The organism is Streptomyces sp. NPDC047886 (assembly GCF_043204435.1).
Classification (GTDB): Bacteria; Actinomycetota; Actinomycetes; order Streptomycetales; family Streptomycetaceae; genus Streptomyces.
Window position 1 is genome coordinate 870807 of the sequence record NZ_JBIDCF010000001.1, and the last position, 16656, is coordinate 887462.

The 16656-nt window shown below is 70.2% G+C and carries 13 protein-coding genes; 1 reads left to right on the forward strand and 12 read right to left on the reverse strand.

Annotation, left to right across the window (positions count from 1 at the left end; translation table 11 throughout):
* Window positions 1–22 precede the first annotated feature (22 nt).
* From ACGF5U_RS03850 to ACGF5U_RS03895, 10 genes are all read right to left on the reverse strand, one after another.
* Window positions 23–1537 carry a CHAD domain-containing protein gene (locus ACGF5U_RS03850; protein WP_392712709.1) on the reverse strand — a complete coding sequence of 505 codons (1515 nt, stop codon included), beginning with the start codon at window positions 1535–1537 and terminating at the stop codon, window positions 23–25.
* 25 nt (window positions 1538–1562) lie between these two features.
* The gene (gene rodA / locus ACGF5U_RS03855) at window positions 1563–2762 is read right to left on the reverse strand and encodes a rod shape-determining protein RodA (protein ID WP_392712711.1); all 1200 of its coding nucleotides are present in this window, start codon (window positions 2760–2762) and stop codon (window positions 1563–1565) included.
* A gap of 6 nt (window positions 2763–2768) precedes the next feature.
* Window positions 2769–4955: a penicillin-binding protein 2 gene (gene mrdA, locus ACGF5U_RS03860; RefSeq protein WP_392712712.1), complete on the reverse strand. Its 2187-nt coding sequence runs from the start codon at window positions 4953–4955 to the stop codon at window positions 2769–2771.
* Between the two features lie 132 nt (window positions 4956–5087).
* Window positions 5088–5753 (reverse strand): rod shape-determining protein MreD, encoded by a 666-nt coding sequence (gene mreD / locus ACGF5U_RS03865; protein WP_392712713.1) that lies wholly within the window; start codon window positions 5751–5753, stop codon window positions 5088–5090.
* Between the two features lie 4 nt (window positions 5754–5757).
* Window positions 5758–6798, reverse strand: coding sequence for a rod shape-determining protein MreC (gene mreC / locus ACGF5U_RS03870; protein ID WP_392712714.1), 1041 nt, complete (start codon window positions 6796–6798; stop codon window positions 5758–5760).
* A gap of 101 nt (window positions 6799–6899) precedes the next feature.
* Window positions 6900–7919, reverse strand: coding sequence for a rod shape-determining protein (locus ACGF5U_RS03875; RefSeq protein WP_019886273.1), 1020 nt, complete (start codon window positions 7917–7919; stop codon window positions 6900–6902).
* A 262-nt stretch (window positions 7920–8181) separates the two neighbouring features.
* Window positions 8182–8595, reverse strand: coding sequence for a nucleoside-diphosphate kinase (gene ndk / locus ACGF5U_RS03880; RefSeq protein ID WP_392712715.1), 414 nt, complete (start codon window positions 8593–8595; stop codon window positions 8182–8184).
* Window positions 8596–8658: 63 nt separating this feature from the next.
* On the reverse strand, window positions 8659–9009 hold the full coding sequence (locus tag ACGF5U_RS03885) for a DUF4233 domain-containing protein (protein ID WP_392712716.1): 351 nt from the start codon (window positions 9007–9009) through the stop codon (window positions 8659–8661).
* 8 nt (window positions 9010–9017) lie between these two features.
* Window positions 9018–10532 (reverse strand): bifunctional folylpolyglutamate synthase/dihydrofolate synthase, encoded by a 1515-nt coding sequence (locus ACGF5U_RS03890; RefSeq protein WP_392712717.1) that lies wholly within the window; start codon window positions 10530–10532, stop codon window positions 9018–9020.
* Between the two features lie 95 nt (window positions 10533–10627).
* A complete protein-coding gene (locus ACGF5U_RS03895) occupies window positions 10628–13276 on the reverse strand; it encodes a valine--tRNA ligase (RefSeq protein WP_392712718.1) in 2649 nt (882 codons plus the stop codon).
* Between the two features lie 136 nt (window positions 13277–13412).
* Here ACGF5U_RS03895 and ACGF5U_RS03900 point away from each other — a divergent pair, with 136 nt between their 5' ends.
* Complete coding sequence (locus ACGF5U_RS03900) at window positions 13413–14375, forward strand: hypothetical protein (protein WP_392712720.1); 963 nt, start codon at window positions 13413–13415, stop codon at window positions 14373–14375.
* A 108-nt stretch (window positions 14376–14483) separates the two neighbouring features.
* Here ACGF5U_RS03900 and clpX read toward each other — a convergent pair whose 3' ends face one another.
* Both clpX and ACGF5U_RS03910 read right to left on the reverse strand, forming a co-directional pair.
* Entirely contained in the window at window positions 14484–15767 is a 1284-nt protein-coding gene (gene clpX / locus ACGF5U_RS03905; RefSeq protein ID WP_031129255.1) for an ATP-dependent Clp protease ATP-binding subunit ClpX, read from the reverse strand.
* A 168-nt stretch (window positions 15768–15935) separates the two neighbouring features.
* Window positions 15936–16610: an ATP-dependent Clp protease proteolytic subunit gene (locus ACGF5U_RS03910; RefSeq protein ID WP_329872722.1), complete on the reverse strand. Its 675-nt coding sequence runs from the start codon at window positions 16608–16610 to the stop codon at window positions 15936–15938.
* Window positions 16611–16656: the final 46 nt, after the last annotated feature.

The window sequence follows — 16656 nt, forward strand, 5'->3', positions numbered from 1 at the left end:
GCCCCCACGGCCACCGGTCGCCTCAGCCGCGCAGACCGCGCAGGGTCACCTTCGCCCACACCTCGGGCAGCTCGCGTTCGCGGTCGGCGGCCGCCAGTTCCTCGCGCCCGTACAGCAGGCCCCAGGTGAAGGCGGTCTCGCCCGCCGCGTGCGCCTGGATCGCCAGGGTGCGCAGCGCCTCGCGGGCGACTACGGCGTCCTGGTGCTCGCCGAGGACGTTCTGCACGGCCTTCATGCGCTTGGCGAACCGTTTCGCGGGTTTGCCCAGGGCCGGCCGTGCCGCCTCGGCCGCGTACCGGGCGCGCTTGGCGGCCTTGCGCGCCTCGTGCAGGGCGACGTCCCGGTCCTGGCCGGGGGGCAGGGCGAGGGCGTGCTCGATGCGCGCCGCCACCCGGTCGTGGTCCTTGCGCACCGCGCGGGCCAGCACGTCGGCGGCCGGGTCGGCGGCCGCGGGGCGCAGCGGCGGGTCGGTGAGCAGCGTGTCGAGGGCGCCGAGGAGCGTGAGGTACCGCTCGCTGTCGAGGACGGCGACCGTGCGGCCGCGCGATCCGGAGCGGCGCGCGGCGGTCCAGACGCGGAGCCTGCCGCGTACCGGGCCGAGGAGCAGCGGCAGGGGGACGGCGTCGAGCGCGGTGTGCAGCCGGTCGTCGAGGACCTCCTGGTCGCGGTCGACGCCCAGTTCGGCGGCGAGCCATTTCAGTTCGTCGGCGACGGGGTCGGTGGCGGTCCGGTCGAGGACGCGCTTGTACGTACGGAACGCGCTGCGCAGGCGGCGGGTGGCGACCCGCATCCGGTGGACGGAGTCGGGCAGGTCGCGTCGTACGGCGGCGTCGTAGGTGAGCAGCGCGTCGGCCTGTTCGCGCAGGTAGCGCAGGATGTGGCCGCCCGCGGTGTGGTCGGCGGCACCGGCGTCGGGGCGCCGGGGCGGGGTGGGGGCGGCGCCGGTCTCGGTGAGCGCGCGGGCGAGCTTGGAGGGTGCGGCGGCGGGGCGCAGTCCGGCCTTGCGGAGGCGTTTGTCGACGGCGTCGAGGAACGCGGGGTCGCCGCCGTCGGCGAGTTCCACCTCGATCTCGGTCCAGGTGGCGGTGGTGCCGCCGTCGGTGAGCGGTTCGGCGCTGACGGTGTCGGTGCTGAGCTCGGCGAGCGGGGTTCCGTCGCCGCCCTCGAGGTGGTGGATGTGACGGGAGGAGCGGAGCCGTACGACGGGGAGGAGGGTGTCGCCCCGGGTGCGGGCGCGGACGAGTCCGGCGAGGGGGTGCGGGACGTCGTCGGCGAGGGGGGCGTGGATCTCGTCGCGGATCCCGGGGGCGACGGGCAGTTTGAGGTGCCAGCCGGCGTCGTCGCCCCCGGTCCTCCGGCGCAGGGTGAGGGAGTGGGCGGCCAGTCGGAGGTCCGCGGTGTCGTAGTAGACGGCGTCGAGTTCCGCTGTGCCCTGGTCGGTGACGGCCGAGACGCCGGGCACGCGGGTGAGGTCCGGCAGCCGGGTGTCGGATGTGGCTTCGTACTTTCGCTCGATTTCGCGTTTTGTATCCGCCATGCACCGAATCTAGTGCAGAACCCCGCTATGCCGTTATGGGGCGTTGGACCCGGATCGACTGGAGCAGGCCGACGGCCACCCACACGGCGAACATGGAGGATCCGCCGTACGAGACGAAGGGCAGTGGCAGACCGGCGACGGGCATGATGCCGAGGGTCATGCCGATGTTCTCGAACGACTGGAAGGCGAACCAGGCGATGATGCCGGCGGCGACGATCGTGCCGTACAGCTCGGTCGTCTCGCGGGCGATGCGGCAGGCCCGCCACAGCACCACACCGAGCAGGGCGAGTATCGCGCCGGCGCCGAGGAAGCCGAGCTCCTCACCGGCGACGGTGAAGATGAAGTCGGTCTGCTGCTCGGGCACGAACTGTCCGGTGGTCTGGTGGCCGTTGAACAGTCCGGCGCCGTAGAGGCCGCCGGAGCCGACGGCGATACGGGCCTGGTTGGTGTTGTAGCCGACGCCCGACGGGTCGAGCTCCGGGTTGGCGAACGCGGCGAAGCGGTTGATCTGGTACTCGTCCAGCACGCCGAGCGCGGCGACGAGGACGGCGCCTGCGACACCGGCGCCGATCAGGCCGAAGATCCAGCGGTTGGAGGCGCCGGAGGCGAGCAGGACGCCCAGCACGATGACGACCATGACCATGACGGAGCCGAGGTCCGGCATCAGCATGACGATGGCCATCGGCAGGACGGCCAGGCCGAGCGACTTGGCGACGGTGCGGTGGTCGGGATGGAGCTGGTCGCCCGCGTCGACGCGGGCCGCCAGCAGCATCGCCATCCCCAGGATGATGGTGACCTTGACGAATTCGGACGGCTGGAGCGAGAACCCGCCGCCGAGCTTGATCCAGGCGTGCGCGCCGTTGATGGTCGCGCCGAGCGGGGTCAGGACGAGCAGCACCAGGATGACGGAGATGCCGTAGAGCACCGGGACGGCGCCGCGCAGGGTGCGGTGGCCGAGCCAGATGGTGGCGATCATCAGGGCGATGCCGATGCCGCTGTTGAGGACGTGGCGCAGGAGGAAGTAGTACGGGTCGCCCTGGTTGAGCTCGGTCCGGTTGCGGGTGGCGGACCAGACCAGCAGCGCCCCCACGAACGACAGGGCGAGCGCGGAGAAGAGCAGCGGCCAGTCGAGTCGGCGCACCATCGAGTCGCGGGCGGTGAGCCTGGCCCACGCGCCGCGTTCGGGGGTGTACCGGGAGACGGAGAAGCCGTTGGTTCCTGGCATGGTCGGTCAGTCCCTCCAGATGGGAGGCGGGCCCGCGAGCCCTGGCTGGCCGCCCTGCTCGGCCGGGTCGACCTTCTGCGACTCGGGGTCGTACGGCTTGACGGTCGGGGCGTCGATGGAGCCGTCCTGCTGGATCTTCGGCAGGGCCTTCTGCGGCGTGGGCAGCAGGGCCCGCTTCAGGTCCTGGTTGCCCGCGTCGTCCAGGCCGTAGATCGCGTCGTAGATGTTGCGCACGGCGGGGCCGGAGGCGCCGGAGCCGGTACCGCCCTGGGAGATGGTCATGACGATCGTGTAGTCGTCGGTGTAGGTGGCGAGCCATGAGGTGGTCTGCTTGCCGTAGACCTGCGCGGTGCCGGTCTTGGCCCGCATCGGGATCTTGTCCTGTGGCCAGCCGCCGAACCGCCAGGCGGCGGTGCCGCCGGGCTCGACGACGGAGCGCAGGCCCTTGTCGAGGTCCGTGACGGTCTGGGCGTCGACCGGCAGCCTGCCGTGGGCCCTGGGCTTGATCTCCTCGATCTTCTTGCCGTCGGGGCTGATCACGGCCTTGCCGATGGTGGGGTTGTAGAGGGTCCCGCCGTTGCTGATGGCGGCGTAGGCGGTGGCCAGCTGGACGGGGGTGATGAGGACGTCACCCTGGCCGATGGCGAAGTTGATGCTGTCGAACGCCTTCAGCTGGTTGCCTTCGAGGCAGCTCTCGTAGGCGATCTGCTCGACGTAGGTGCCGCCCTTCTTGCCCTGCTTGCACCAGGAGTCCTTGTTGGCCTCCCAGAAGCTCTGCTTCCACTGGCGGTCGGGGATGCGTCCGCTGACCTCGTTCGGCAGGTCGATGCCGGTCTCGGAGCCGAAGCCGAAGTCCCGGGCGGTCCGGTAGAACCAGTCGTTGGCGTTCTTCTTCGGCTTTATGCCGCCGTCCCGCTGCCACTCCTGGTGGCCGAGCCGGTAGAAGACCGTGTTGCAGGAGAACTTGAGGGCGTCGCCGAGGGTGATGGGGCCGTGGCCCCGGGACTCGAAGTTCGCGAAGCTGCGGTTGCCCATGCTGTAGGAGGCGCTGCAGTTGTAGCGGTCGTTGAAGGGGTAGCCGGCCCGTACGGCCGCGCTCGCCGACACCACCTTGAAGACCGAGCCGGCGGGCGACTGGCCCTGGATGGCGCGGTTGAGCAGCGGGTAGTTGGAGCTCTTGCCGGTCATCTGGGCGTACTCCTTGGCGGAGATGCCGCCGACCCAGGCGTTGGGGTCGTAGTCGGGCTGGGAGGCCATCGCGACGACGCGCCCGGTCTTGGACTCCAGGACGACGACAGCGCCCGCGTCGGCCTCGTACGGGCGGCCGGTGATCTTGTCGGTCTCGCCCCGGACGGCCTCCATGGCCTGGTGCAGCTCGTACTCGGCGACGGCCTGGACCCGGGCGTCGATGCTGGTGACGACGGTGGAGCCGGGCCTGCCCGGGTCGCTCTCGGCCTGGCCGAGCACCCGACCGAGCTTGTCGACCTCGTAGCGGGTGACACCCGCCTTGCCGCGCAGCCACTTGTCGTACGTGCGCTCGAGGCCGGAGCGGCCGACCTGGTCGGAGCGGAGGAACGGCGAGTCGGTGTCCTTGGCCTTCTCGATCTCCTCGTCGGTGACGGGGGAGAGATAGCCGAGGACCTGCGCCGTGCGGGCCTTGCCGGGCGCGGGGTAGCGGCGGACCGCGGTGGGTTCGGCGGTGATGCCGGGGAAGTCCTCGGCGCGCTCGCGGATCTGCAGGGCCTGCTGGGTGGTGGCTTCGTCGGTGACCGGGATCGGCTGGTAGGGCGAGCCGTTCCAGCAGGGCTGCGGCGTCTTGGAGTCGCACAGCCGGACCTTGTCCATGACCTCCTTCGGCGTCATGCCGAGGACGCCGGCGAGCCGGGTGAGGACGGCCTTGCCGTCGTCCTTCATCCGCATCAGCTCGGTGCGGGAGGCGGAGACGACGAGACGGGTCTCGTTGTCGGCGAGGGGCACTCCGCGGGCGTCCAGGATGGAGCCGCGGACGGCCGGCTGGACGACCTGCTGGACGTGGTTGCTCCTCGCCTCGGCGGTGTACTCGTCGCCGTTGCGGATCTGGAGGTACCACAGGCGGCCGAAGAGGGTGAACAGCAGCGAGAAGACGAGGACCTGAATGACGATCAGGCGGATCTGGACGCGCGGGGTCCGGCCGGTCTCGGGAATGTTGCTCATGGGCGCGGCCTCTTCCGGGGAAGGGCGTCGGCGGGCGACGGGAGGGCTGTGGCGGGCGGCGCGAGGACGGTCGCGGGCGACGGGAGGGCGGTGCTCACGGTGTCCTCCCCCGGGCCTCTCGGGTCGTGGGCGTCACAGCCGCTTGACCCCCTTGATGCGTCCGGCCCGTGCCGCCCGGCTGCGGGCGGCCTTGGCGCGCAGTCCGCCGCGCTGGCCGCCGATCCGCAGCCCGGTGCCGGAGGCCATCCAGCCGGCGGCGACATCGGTGCCGGAGGTGGTGGACTCGGCGAGCGGGTCGTTGTCGGCGCGTCTGGCCAGCGCCATGATCAACGGTACGGTGAACGGCGCCAGGAGCAGGTCGTAGATCACTGCGGTGAACAGCAGCGACACCAGGCCCACGTGACGGGCGGCGGTGTCCCCGACCAGGGCGCCGACCAGCGCGTACAGCAGCGTCGAGCCGATGGCCGCGGCGACCACCATGACCATGGGCCCGGTGGCCGAGCGGACCTGGCCGTTCTCCGGCTTGGTGAGGCCCACGAGGTAGCCGATGACGCACAGGACCAGGGCGTAGCGCCCGGCGGCGTGGTCGGCGGGCGGGGCCAGGTCGGCGAGGAGTCCGGCGCCGAAGCCGATGAGGGCGCCGCTGACGTGCCCGTACACGAGGGCGAGGCCGAGGACGGTCAGCAGCAGCAGGTCGGGGACGGCACCGGGCAGCTGGAGCCGGGCGAGGACGGTGACCTGGACGACGAGCGCGACGACGACGAGGGTGGTGGACAGCAGTATCCGGTTGAAGCGCATCCGTTCACTCCTCCTGCTCGTCGATGCGGCCGCTCGGCTCGGGCCTAGGGAGCGCCTCGTCCTGCGGCAGCGGTACGGCCTCGCCCGGTGGCAGGGGTTCCGCCTCGCCCTGCGGCTGCTGGCCCGCCTCCTGTTCGCCGCCGGGGGACGGCGTCACCGTGACGGTGACGGTCGGGGCGGGCGTCGGCTTGGGCGGGAGGACCAGGTCGCGCGGGTCGGTGCGCGGCGGCTGCACGACGACGCCGACGATGTCGAGCCGGCTGAATCCGACGTACGGGCGGACGAAGAGCGTACGGGTGAGGTCGCCGCCGGACGGGTCGACCTTGACGACCTCGCCGACCGGGACACCGGGGACGAACGGCTTGTCGGCCTGCGAGCCGAAGGTGACGAGCCGGTCGCCGGCCTTCACCTTGGCCTTGCCGTTGAGGAGTTGCACCGACAGCGGCCGGTCTCCCTGGCCGGTGGCGAAGCCGAGCTCGTTGGTGCGCTCTATCCGGGTGCCGACGGTGAAGTCGGGGTCGTTGGCGAGGAGCACGGTCGCCGTCGAGGGCCCGACGGTGGTGACGCGGCCGACGAGCCCGTCGCCGTTGAGGACGGTCATGTCGCGCTGGATGCCGTCGTCGGATCCGGCGTCGATGGTCACCGTCCAGGAGAAGCCCTGCGCGGCTCCTATGGCGATGACCTCGGCGGCCTTGATGCCGTACTGGCCGGCGCCGGCCGTCCTGAGCAGCCTGTCCAGCTCGCGGACGCGGTTGCGGTTGCGGTCGTCGCTGCCGAGCTTGGCCTTGAGCGCGGCGTTCTCGCGTTCGAGCGCGGCGATGCGGCTGTGGCGCTCGCCGGAGTCCCGTACGGCTCCGATCGCGTTGCCGATCGGGTTCACCGCCGAGGCGACCGTGTTCTCGACCGGGCCGAAGACGGTGGCGGCCGCCCGGCGGGCGGCGGCGACCGGCGAGTCCTCACCACCTCGGATGTCCACTGTGATCAGCGCGAATGCGACGGTGACCAGGAGCACCAGCAGCAGTCGGCTCTCTTTCGTGTCCCTCACGTGGGGCGGCCGTGCCTTCCTCGTAGGAATGTTTGTGCCGTTATATCAACGATCAGCCGTACGGGTCCGACAGCACCCGTACGGCTGACTCGCACACCACGTCAACGGCGGGGCTGGGCGTCCAGTACCTGCTGGAGCGCCTCGAACTCCTCAACGCACTTGCCGGAGCCGAGCGCCACCGAGTCCAGCGGGTCCTCGGCGATGTGGATCGGCATGCCGGTCTCGCGGCGCAGCCGCTCGTCCAGGCCACGGAGCAGGGCGCCGCCGCCGGTGAGGACGATGCCCCGGTCCATGACGTCGCCGGACAGCTCCGGCGGGCACTTGTCGAGGGTGGTCTTCACCGCGTCCACGATCGCGTTGACGGGTTCCTCGATGGCCTTGCGGACCTCGGCGGCGGAGATGACGACGGTCTTGGGCAGCCCGGAGACCAGGTCGCGGCCACGGATCTCGGTGTGCTCGTCCTGTTCCAGGTCGTACGCCGAACCGATGGTGATCTTGATCTGTTCGGCGGTGCGCTCACCGAGGAGGAGGCTGTACTCCTTCTTGATGTGCTGGATGATCGCGTTGTCCAGTTCGTCGCCGGCCACCCGGATGGACTGTGCCGTGACGATTCCGCCGAGCGAGATGACGGCGACCTCGGTGGTGCCGCCGCCGATGTCGACCACCATGTTGCCCGTGGCCTCGTGCACCGGCAGGCCGGAGCCGATGGCCGCCGCCATGGGTTCCTCGATGATGTGCACCTGGCGGGCGCCGGCCTGCGTGGACGCCTCGATGACCGCGCGGCGCTCGACTCCCGTGATACCGGACGGCACACAGACGACGACCCGGGGGCGGGCGAGATAGCGCCGCTTGTGGATCTTCAGGATGAAATAGCGGAGCATCCGCTCGGTGATCTCGAAGTCGGCGATCACGCCGTCCTTCAACGGCCGTACGGCGACGATGTTGCCGGGGGTCCGGCCGATCATCTTCTTCGCTTCGGCGCCGACCGCCAGGATGCCACCGGTGTTGGTGTTGATGGCGACGACCGACGGCTCGTTGAGGACGATGCCGCGACCCCTGACGTACACCAGCGTGTTGGCGGTCCCGAGGTCGACAGCCATGTCACGGCCGATGAACGACATTGAGTTCCCCTTGTTTCCCATGAGGATGCGTCGGGCCTTCCCAATAGAGCGTTGACGGCTTCTCAGGACGGCGCGCTGGATCGTGTGGAGCGGAGGATTCCATCGTAGTGCCGCCCTCGCGGACACGGCGCGGTGGTCCGCCTCTGTATAGGTGACGAGGTGTCGAACCGATGCGTTCCCGGTCGGCCCCGTCATATGCCGAAGGGCGACCGAAATTCCTTCGGTCGCCCCAGGTCATGAGCGCTGTTTGGCTGACAGCCGATCAGGAAATCCCCGGGAAGAAAATCTTCAGTTCCCGAATGGCGGACTCCTCCGAGTCCGAGGCGTGGATCAGGTTCTCCCGGACGATGGTCCCGTAGTCCCCCCGGATGGAGCCGGGTGCCGCGGCGATCGGGTCGGTCGGCCCGGCGAGCGCGCGCACGCCCTCGATGACCCGCTCGCCCTCGACCACGAGCGCGACGACCGGGCCGGAGGACATGAACGCGACGAGCGGCTCGTAGAACGGCTTGCCCTTGTGCTCGCCGTAGTGCTGCTCCAGGGTGTCCTGGTCCAGGGTGCGCAGCTCCAGCGCGGTGATGCTCCAGCCGGCCTTGCGCTCGACGCGGCCGATGATCTCGCCGATCAGGCCGCGGCGGACAGCGTCGGGCTTGAGCAGGACGAGGGTGCGCTGGGTCATGGTGTGCGGCTCCTTGAAGGCCGGGGTGTGCGGTTCTGGCCGAGGTTACCGGGTGTGACGGTCCTACCGGGGCTGGGGGTCCGACTGGGTGGCGGCCCACTGGGCCTTCGCCTCGTCGATCTTCCGGCCGAAGTGGACCGACGCCCACCACAGGCCGGCGAAGACCGCTCCCAGGAAGAACATGATCGGCACGATGAAGCCGCTGGCGATCAGCGCCACCTGGAGCACCCAGCCCAGCTGGACGCCGCCCGGCCGGGTGATCACACCGCACAGCAGCACGGTCAGCAGCATCGCGATGCCGCACACCGTCCACACCGTGCCCATGGCCAGGCTGTCGTCCTTCATCGCGACGAGACCGGCGAAGCCGATCACGAAGAACTCACCGATCAGCGTGGACGCGCAGAGCGTACGCATGTCCGTCCTCAGCCCTTCCCGAGCAGCAGCCGGGCCTCGCCGACCGTGATCACCGAACCCGTCACCAGGACGCCCGCTCCCCCGAACTCGGCCTCCTCCTCCGCCAGCGTGATCGCCGCCTCCAGGGCGTCGTCAAGCCGGGGCTCGACCACCACGCGGTCGTCGCCGAAGACCTCGACGGCGACCGCCGCGAGTTCGTCGGCGTCCATCGCGCGATGGCTGGAGTTCGCCGTGACGACGACCTCCGCGAAGATCGGCTCGAAGGCTTCGAGCAGTCCGCGCACGTCCTTGTCGCCGCTCGCGCCGACCACACCGATCAACCGCGAGAAGCCGAACGCCTCGCTGATGCCCTCGGCCGTCGCCAGCGCGCCCGCCGGGTTGTGCGCCGCGTCCAGCACGACCGTGGGGCTGCGGCGCACGACCTCGAGGCGGCCCGGCGACGACACCGCGGCGAACGCCTTGCGGACCGTGTCGACGTCCAGCGGCCGGGCGTGCTGCGCGCCGACCCCGAAGAACGCCTCCACCGCCGCCAGCGCCACCGCCGCGTTGTGCGCCTGGTGCGCCCCGTACAGCGGAAGGAAGATCTCCTCGTACTCGCCGCCGAGTCCGCGCAGCGTCAGCAGCTGCCCGCCGACGGCGACCTCCCGGGAGACGACACCGAACTCCATGCCCTCCCGGGCCACCGTCGCGTCGACCTCGACGGCCTTCTTCAGCATGACCTGCGCCGCGTCCACCGGCTGCTGCGCCAGGATGACGGTCGCCCCGTCCTTGACGATCCCGGCCTTCTCACCGGCGATCTCCGCGGGGGTCGTGCCGAGCCGGTCGGTGTGGTCCAGCGAGATCGGGGTGACGACGGCGACCGACGCGTCGATCACGTTCGTCGCGTCCCAGGTGCCGCCCATGCCGACCTCGACCACCGCGACGTCGACCGGGGCGTCCGCGAACGCGGCGTACGCCATGCCCGTGAGGACCTCGAAGAACGACAGCCGGTAGTCCTGGCTGCCGTCGACCATCTCCACGTACGGCTTGATGTCCTGGTACGTCTCGATGAACCGCTCGGCGCTGATCGGGCCGCCGTCCAGGCTGATCCGCTCGGTGATCGACTGGACGTGCGGCGAGGTGTACCGCCCGGTGCGCAGCTCGAACGCGCCGAGGAGCGCCTCGATCATGCGGGCCGTGGACGTCTTGCCGTTGGTGCCCGTGATGTGGATGGACGGGTACGAGCGCTGCGGCTCGCCCAGCACGTCCATGAGCGCCGCGATCCGGCGCACCGACGGCTCCAGCTTGGTCTCGCCCCAGCGGGTCGCGAGCTCCTGCTCGACCTCCCGCAGCGCCTTGTCCACCTCCGGGTCGCCGGGCCGGCCGGGTACGGCGTCGTCCTGGGGCGGTCCGGCCTGCGCGCGCAGGGTGCGGCTGCCGGCCTCGATCACCGCCAGGTCGGGGTCTCTGCTGGTCTCGGCTTCGACGATGTCGTCGAAGCCGTCGCTGTCGGGATGGTCGCTGGACGAGGGCTGCTCACTCACGCGGTCCAGTCTACGGAGCACCACCGACAGACGCGGGACCGCCCGGGCCGCCCCGTCCAGGAGGAGGGTGCGGCCCGGGGGCCGGTGCCGCGGGGTCAGCCCTGCGGCAGGTTCGCGAGCTGGGCCTGGATACGGGCGATGTCCTCGTCCGCCTTGGCGAGCCGCGTGCGGATCTTGTCGACCACCTGGTCCGGCGCCTTGGCGAGGAACGCCTCGTTGCCGAGCTTGGCGTTGGCCTGGGCCTTCTCCTTCTCGGCCGCCCCCAGGTCCTTCGTCAGGCGCTTGCGCTCCGCCTCGACGTCGATCGTGCCCGACAGGTCGAGCGCGACCGTGGCGCCCGCGACCGGGAGTGACGCGGTGGCGTGGAAGCCCTCGCCCTCCGGCTGGAGGCGCAGCAGCTGGCGGATGGCCGGCTCGTGCGGGGCCAGCGCCGTGCCGTCCAGGTCCAGTCGGGCCGGAACCTTCTGGCCGGGCTGGAGGCCCTGGTCGGAGCGGAAGCGGCGGACCTCGGTGACGACCCGCTGGACGAGCTCGATCTCCCGCTCGGCGGCCTCGTCGCGGAAGCCGCCCGGGGCGTCGGTGCCGGGAACGAGCACGGCCTCGGGCCAGTCGGCGACGACCAGCGACTCACCGCCGGTCAGGGTGGTCCACAGGGTGTCGGTGACGAACGGGACGATCGGGTGCAGCAGCCGCAGCATCACGTCCAGGACCTCGCCGAGGACCCGGCCGGACACCTCGGCCTGCTCGCCGCCGGCGAAGAACGTCGTCTTCGACAGCTCGACGTACCAGTCGAAGACCTCGTCCCACGCGAAGTGGTAGAGCGCCTCGCTGAGCTTGGCGAACTGGAAGTCGTCGTAGTACGCGTCGACTTCGGCGACCGTCTTGTCGAGGCGGGACAGGATCCACCGGTCGGCCGCCGACATCCGCGACGCGTCCGGCAGCGGGCCCTCCACGGTGGCGCCGTTCATCAGGGCGAACCGGGTGGCGTTCCAGATCTTGTTGGCGAAGTTGCGGGAGGCCTGGACCCAGTCCTCGCCGATCGGCACGTCCGTACCGGGGTTGGCGCCCTTGGCCAGGGTGAAGCGGACGGCGTCGGAGCCGTAGGCGTCCATCCAGTCGAGCGGGTCGACGACGTTGCCGAAGGACTTGGACATCTTCTTGCCGCGCTCGTCCCGGACGAGACCGGTCAGCGCGATCGTCTTGAACGGGACCTCGCCGTCCATCGCGTACAGGCCGAACATCATCATCCGGGCGACCCAGAAGAAGATGATGTCGTGGCCGGTGAGGAGGACGTCCGTGGAATAGAACTTCTCCAGGTCCGGGGTCCGCTCGGGCCAGCCGAGGGTGGAGAACGGCCACAGGCCGGAGGAGAACCAGGTGTCGAGGACGTCGGTCTCCTGGGTCCAGCCCTCGCCGACGGGCGGCTGCTCGTCCGGTCCGACGCAGACGATCTCGCCGTTCGGGCCGTACCAGACGGGGATCCGGTGGCCCCACCACAGCTGGCGCGAGATGCACCAGTCGTGCATGTTGTCGACCCAGTCGAAGTAGCGCTTCGACATGTCCTCGGGGTGGATCGCGACGCGGCCGTCGCGGACGGCGTCACCGGCCGCCTTGGCGAGCGGCTCGACCTTGACCCACCACTGGAGCGACAGGCGCGGCTCGATGGTGGTCTTGCAGCGGGAGCAGTGGCCGACGGAGTGGACGTACGGGCGCTTCTCGGCGACGATCCGGCCCTGCTCGCGGAGCGCGCCGACGATGCTGGAACGCGCCTCGAAGCGGTCCAGGCCCTGGAAGGGGCCGTGGACGGTGATGACACCGCGCTCGTCCATGACCGTCAGCGACTCCAGGCCGTGGCGCTGGCCGATGGCGAAGTCGTTGGGGTCGTGGGCGGGGGTCACCTTGACGGCGCCGGTGCCGAACTCGGGGTCGACGTGCGTGTCGGCGACGACCGGGATCGTACGGTCCGTCAGCGGCAGCTTGATGCGCTTGCCGACCAGGTGCCTGTACCGCTCGTCGTCGGGGTGGACGGCGACGGCCGTGTCACCGAGCATCGTCTCGGCGCGGGTCGTCGCGACGACGAGCGTCTCGTCTCCCTCGCCGTACTGGATGGAGACGAGCTCGCCGTCGTCCTCCTGGTACTCCACCTCGATGTCGGAGATGGCGGTGAGGCAGCGCGGGCACCAGTTGATGATGCGCTCGGCGCGGTAGATCAGCTCGTCGTCGTAGAGCCGCTTGAAGATGGTCTGGACGGCCCGCGAGAGGCCCTCGTCCATGGTGAAGCGCTCACGGCTCCAGTCGACGCCGTCACCGAGGCGGCGCATCTGGCCGAGGATCTTGCCGCCGTACTCCTCCTTCCACTGCCAGACGCGCTGGACGAACTCGTCGCGGCCGAGGTCCTGGCGGGACTTGCCCTCCTCGGCGAGCTGCTGCTCGACCTTGTTCTGGGTGGCGATGCCGGCGTGGTCCATGCCGGGCAGCCACAGCGCCTCGTAGCCCTGCATGCGCTTGCGGCGGGTGAGGGCGTCCATCAGCGTGTGCTGGAAGGCGTGCCCCAGGTGGAGGCTGCCGGTGACGTTCGGCGGCGGGATGACGATGGTGTACGGCGGCTTGCCGCTCTTGGCGTCGGCCGTGAAGTAACCGCGTTCTACCCAGCGCTCGTACAGCGCCCCCTCTACCTCGGCCGGCGCGTACTGGGTCGGCAGTTCGGGGACGGATGCTGGCTGCTGCTGAGTGTTCTCGGTCACGGGGCCAGTTTAGGGGTGTCACAGGCCCGTACTGAAACAGGAATGTTCCGTAACGGTGTGACCCCCGCCGCCCCGCCGGAACGTCCCTTCGGCCAGGATGTGTGCACGACATAAACATCTGGAGGGGAACCCCTTAATGAGCTACAACCAGCCGGGCCCGTACGGCGGTCAGCCTCAGCAGCCCGGACCGTACGGCCAGCCGGGCCCTTACGGTCAGCCGGGCCCCTACGGCCAGCCGCCGCAGGCGCCCCAGCCCGGCTACGGCTACCCCCAGCAGGGCGTGCCGCCGCAGGGTGTCCCGCCGCAGGGGTACGGCTACCCGCAGCAGCAGCCGGGACCGTACGGGCAGCCTCCGCAGCAGCCGCAGTACGGCGCCGGTCCCGGAGCGTACCCGCCGCCCGCTCCGCAGGCCCCGAAGAAGGGCAGGGCGGGTCTGGTCATCGGCGCGGTCGCGGTGGTGGCCGCGCTGGGTGTCGGCGCGTACTTCGTGTTCGGCGGGGGTCTTTTCGGCGGGCTCGAGGACGACGGCCCGCACAAGCTGGCGACTCCGGAGACCGTGCTCGGGGGCGAGTACAAGCGCATCTCCAAGGACGGCCAGAGCGACAGCTCCTTGCAGCGGGACGCGGAGAAGCACGGCGTGCAGGGCGGCACGACCGTGAGCGGCACCTACACCACCGCCGACCCGAAGAAGAAGGTCGACCCGCAGAACCCGGCCGCGTCCCCCGAGCTGATGAGCGCGAAGGGCGTGTCGTTCACCGGGGTGTACGGGACGATCGCGGACCCGAAGAAGACCCTGGACGGCTTCTTCGCGCAGCTCGACGAGGAGACGAAGAAGGAGAAGCAGTCCGACAGCAAGGGCACGCTGGTCGGGTCGCCCGAGGAGGTGTCCCCTGACGACTTCAACGGCGTGATGAAGTGCCAGGCCGTCGAGGGCAAGAACGCCATCACGAAGCAGCAGCAGACCAACTGGATCTGCGCCTGGGCGGACTACTCCACCTTCACCTGGGTGTTCCCCGGGGAGGTGGCGCGCGGCGTCGACAAGGACACCGCCATGAAGGTCGCCGCCGACCTCCGCAGGGACGTCCGCGTCACGGCGTGACCCGCGGCGACGGCACGGGCCGGGCGGCGGCACGGGTCTGACGACGACACAGGGGCGCCCGGCAGGTTCGTGAACCGGCCGGGCGCCCCTTGTCCGTACCGCGTGCGGTCAGGCCGACTTCTCGTGCCGGCCCTGGTCCTTGACGACCCTCGGAACGAGCGTCGGGTTCACGTTGTTGTGGACGACGTCCTCGGTGATGACGACGCGGGCGACGTCCTTGCGGGACGGGACCTCGTACATCACCGACATCAGGACCTCTTCCATGATGGCCCGCAGCCCGCGCGCGCCGGTGCCGCGCAGGATCGCCTGGTCGGCGATGGCCTCCAGGGCGGGCCTGTCGAAGTCCAGCTCCACGCCGTCGAGTTCGAAGAGGCGCTGGTACTGCTTCACCAGCGCGTTGCGCGGCTCGACCAGGATCTTCAGGAGCGCTTCGCGGTCCAGGTTGTGCACGGAGGTGATGACCGGGAGGCGGCCGATGAACTCGGGGATCATCCCGAACTTCACCAGGTCCTCCGGCATGACCTCCTGGAACTGGTCGCTGGCCTCGATCTCGCGCTTCGAGCGGATCGTCGCGCCGAAGCCGATGCCCTTGGCGCCGGCCCGCGACTCGATGATCTTCTCCAGGCCCGCGAAGGCGCCGCCCACGATGAACAGCACGTTCGTGGTGTCGATCTGGATGAACTCCTGGTGCGGGTGCTTCCGGCCGCCCTGCGGCGGTACGGAGGCGGTGGTGCCCTCCAGGATCTTCAACAGGGCCTGCTGGACGCCTTCGCCGGAGACGTCCCGGGTGATCGACGGGTTCTCGCTCTTACGGGCGACCTTGTCGATCTCATCGATGTAGATGATGCCCGTCTCGGCCTTCTTGACGTCGTAGTCGGCGGCCTGGATGAGCTTGAGCAGGATGTTCTCGACGTCCTCGCCGACATAGCCGGCCTCCGTCAGCGCCGTCGCGTCGGCGATGGCGAAGGGGACGTTGAGCATCCGTGCCAGCGTCTGGGCCAGCAGCGTCTTGCCCGAGCCCGTGGGGCCCAGCAGGAGGATGTTGGACTTGGCGAGTTCGATCGCGTCGTCCCGGCCCTGCGCGCCGCCGTTCTCCCCGGCCTGTACGCGCTTGTAGTGGTTGTACACCGCGACGGAGAGGGCCTTCTTCGCGGGCTCCTGCCCGACGACGTACCCCTCCAGGAACTCGTAGATCTCGCGCGGCTTGGGGAGTTCCTCCCACCGCACCTCGGAGGTCTCGGCGAGCTCCTCCTCGATGATCTCGTTGCAGAGGTCGATGCACTCGTCGCAGATGTACACACCGGGGCCTGCGATGAGCTTCTTCACCTGCTTCTGGCTCTTTCCGCAGAACGAGCACTTGAGCAGGTCGCCGCCATCACCGATGCGTGCCACGAGGTGCTTCCCCTTCGCCTGGGAGCGGCTTGGTTCAGCCGACTCCTGGTGCCTCATATCCGACGGTACCTTGCCGGGCCCCCCGTTCGGGCCCCCCTTGGCACGGTTCACAAGGACCGGGTGCGTGAACAGCCCGTCGACGTGTCCGTGCCAAGGGAAGGTCGAGCGTCAGGCCGCCGCGGCCGCCGTGCTCTTGCGGGTCGAGACGATCTGGTCCACGAGGCCGTACGCCAGGGCGTCCTCGGCCGTGAGGATCTTGTCGCGCTCGATGTCGTCGCGGATCTTCTCGATCGGGGTGCTGGAGTGCTTGGCGAGCATCTCCTCCAGCTGCGTCCGCATGCGCAGGATCTCGTTGGCCGCGATCTCCAGGTCGGAGAGCTGCTCACGGCCGGTGCCGCCGGACGGCTGGTGGATCAGCACGCGGGCGTTGGGCAGCGCCATCCGCTTGCCGGGGGTGCCGGCGGCGAGGAGCACGGCGGCGGCGGAGGCGGCCTGGCCCATGCACACCGTCTGGATGTCCGGCTTCACGAACTGCATCGTGTCGTAGATGGCCGTCAGCGCGGTGAAGGAGCCACCGGGGCTGTTGATGTAGATGGAGATGTCACGGTCCGGGTCCATCGACTCCAGGCACAGCAGCTGCGCCATGACGTCGTTGGCGGAGGCGTCGTCGATCTGCACGCCGAGGAAGATCACGCGCTCCTCGAAGAGCTTGGCGTACGGGTCGTACTCGCGCACGCCCTGCGAGGTGCGCTCGACGAAGCGCGGGACGACGTACCGGTTGTCCACCTGCGGGCCCGTGTAGAGGCCGCTCGCGGAGAAGTTGCTCATGTGGGTGTTCACCATCCTGGTGGCGTTCAGCGGGCTGGGGGCCGGGGTCGGGGAGGCGGGC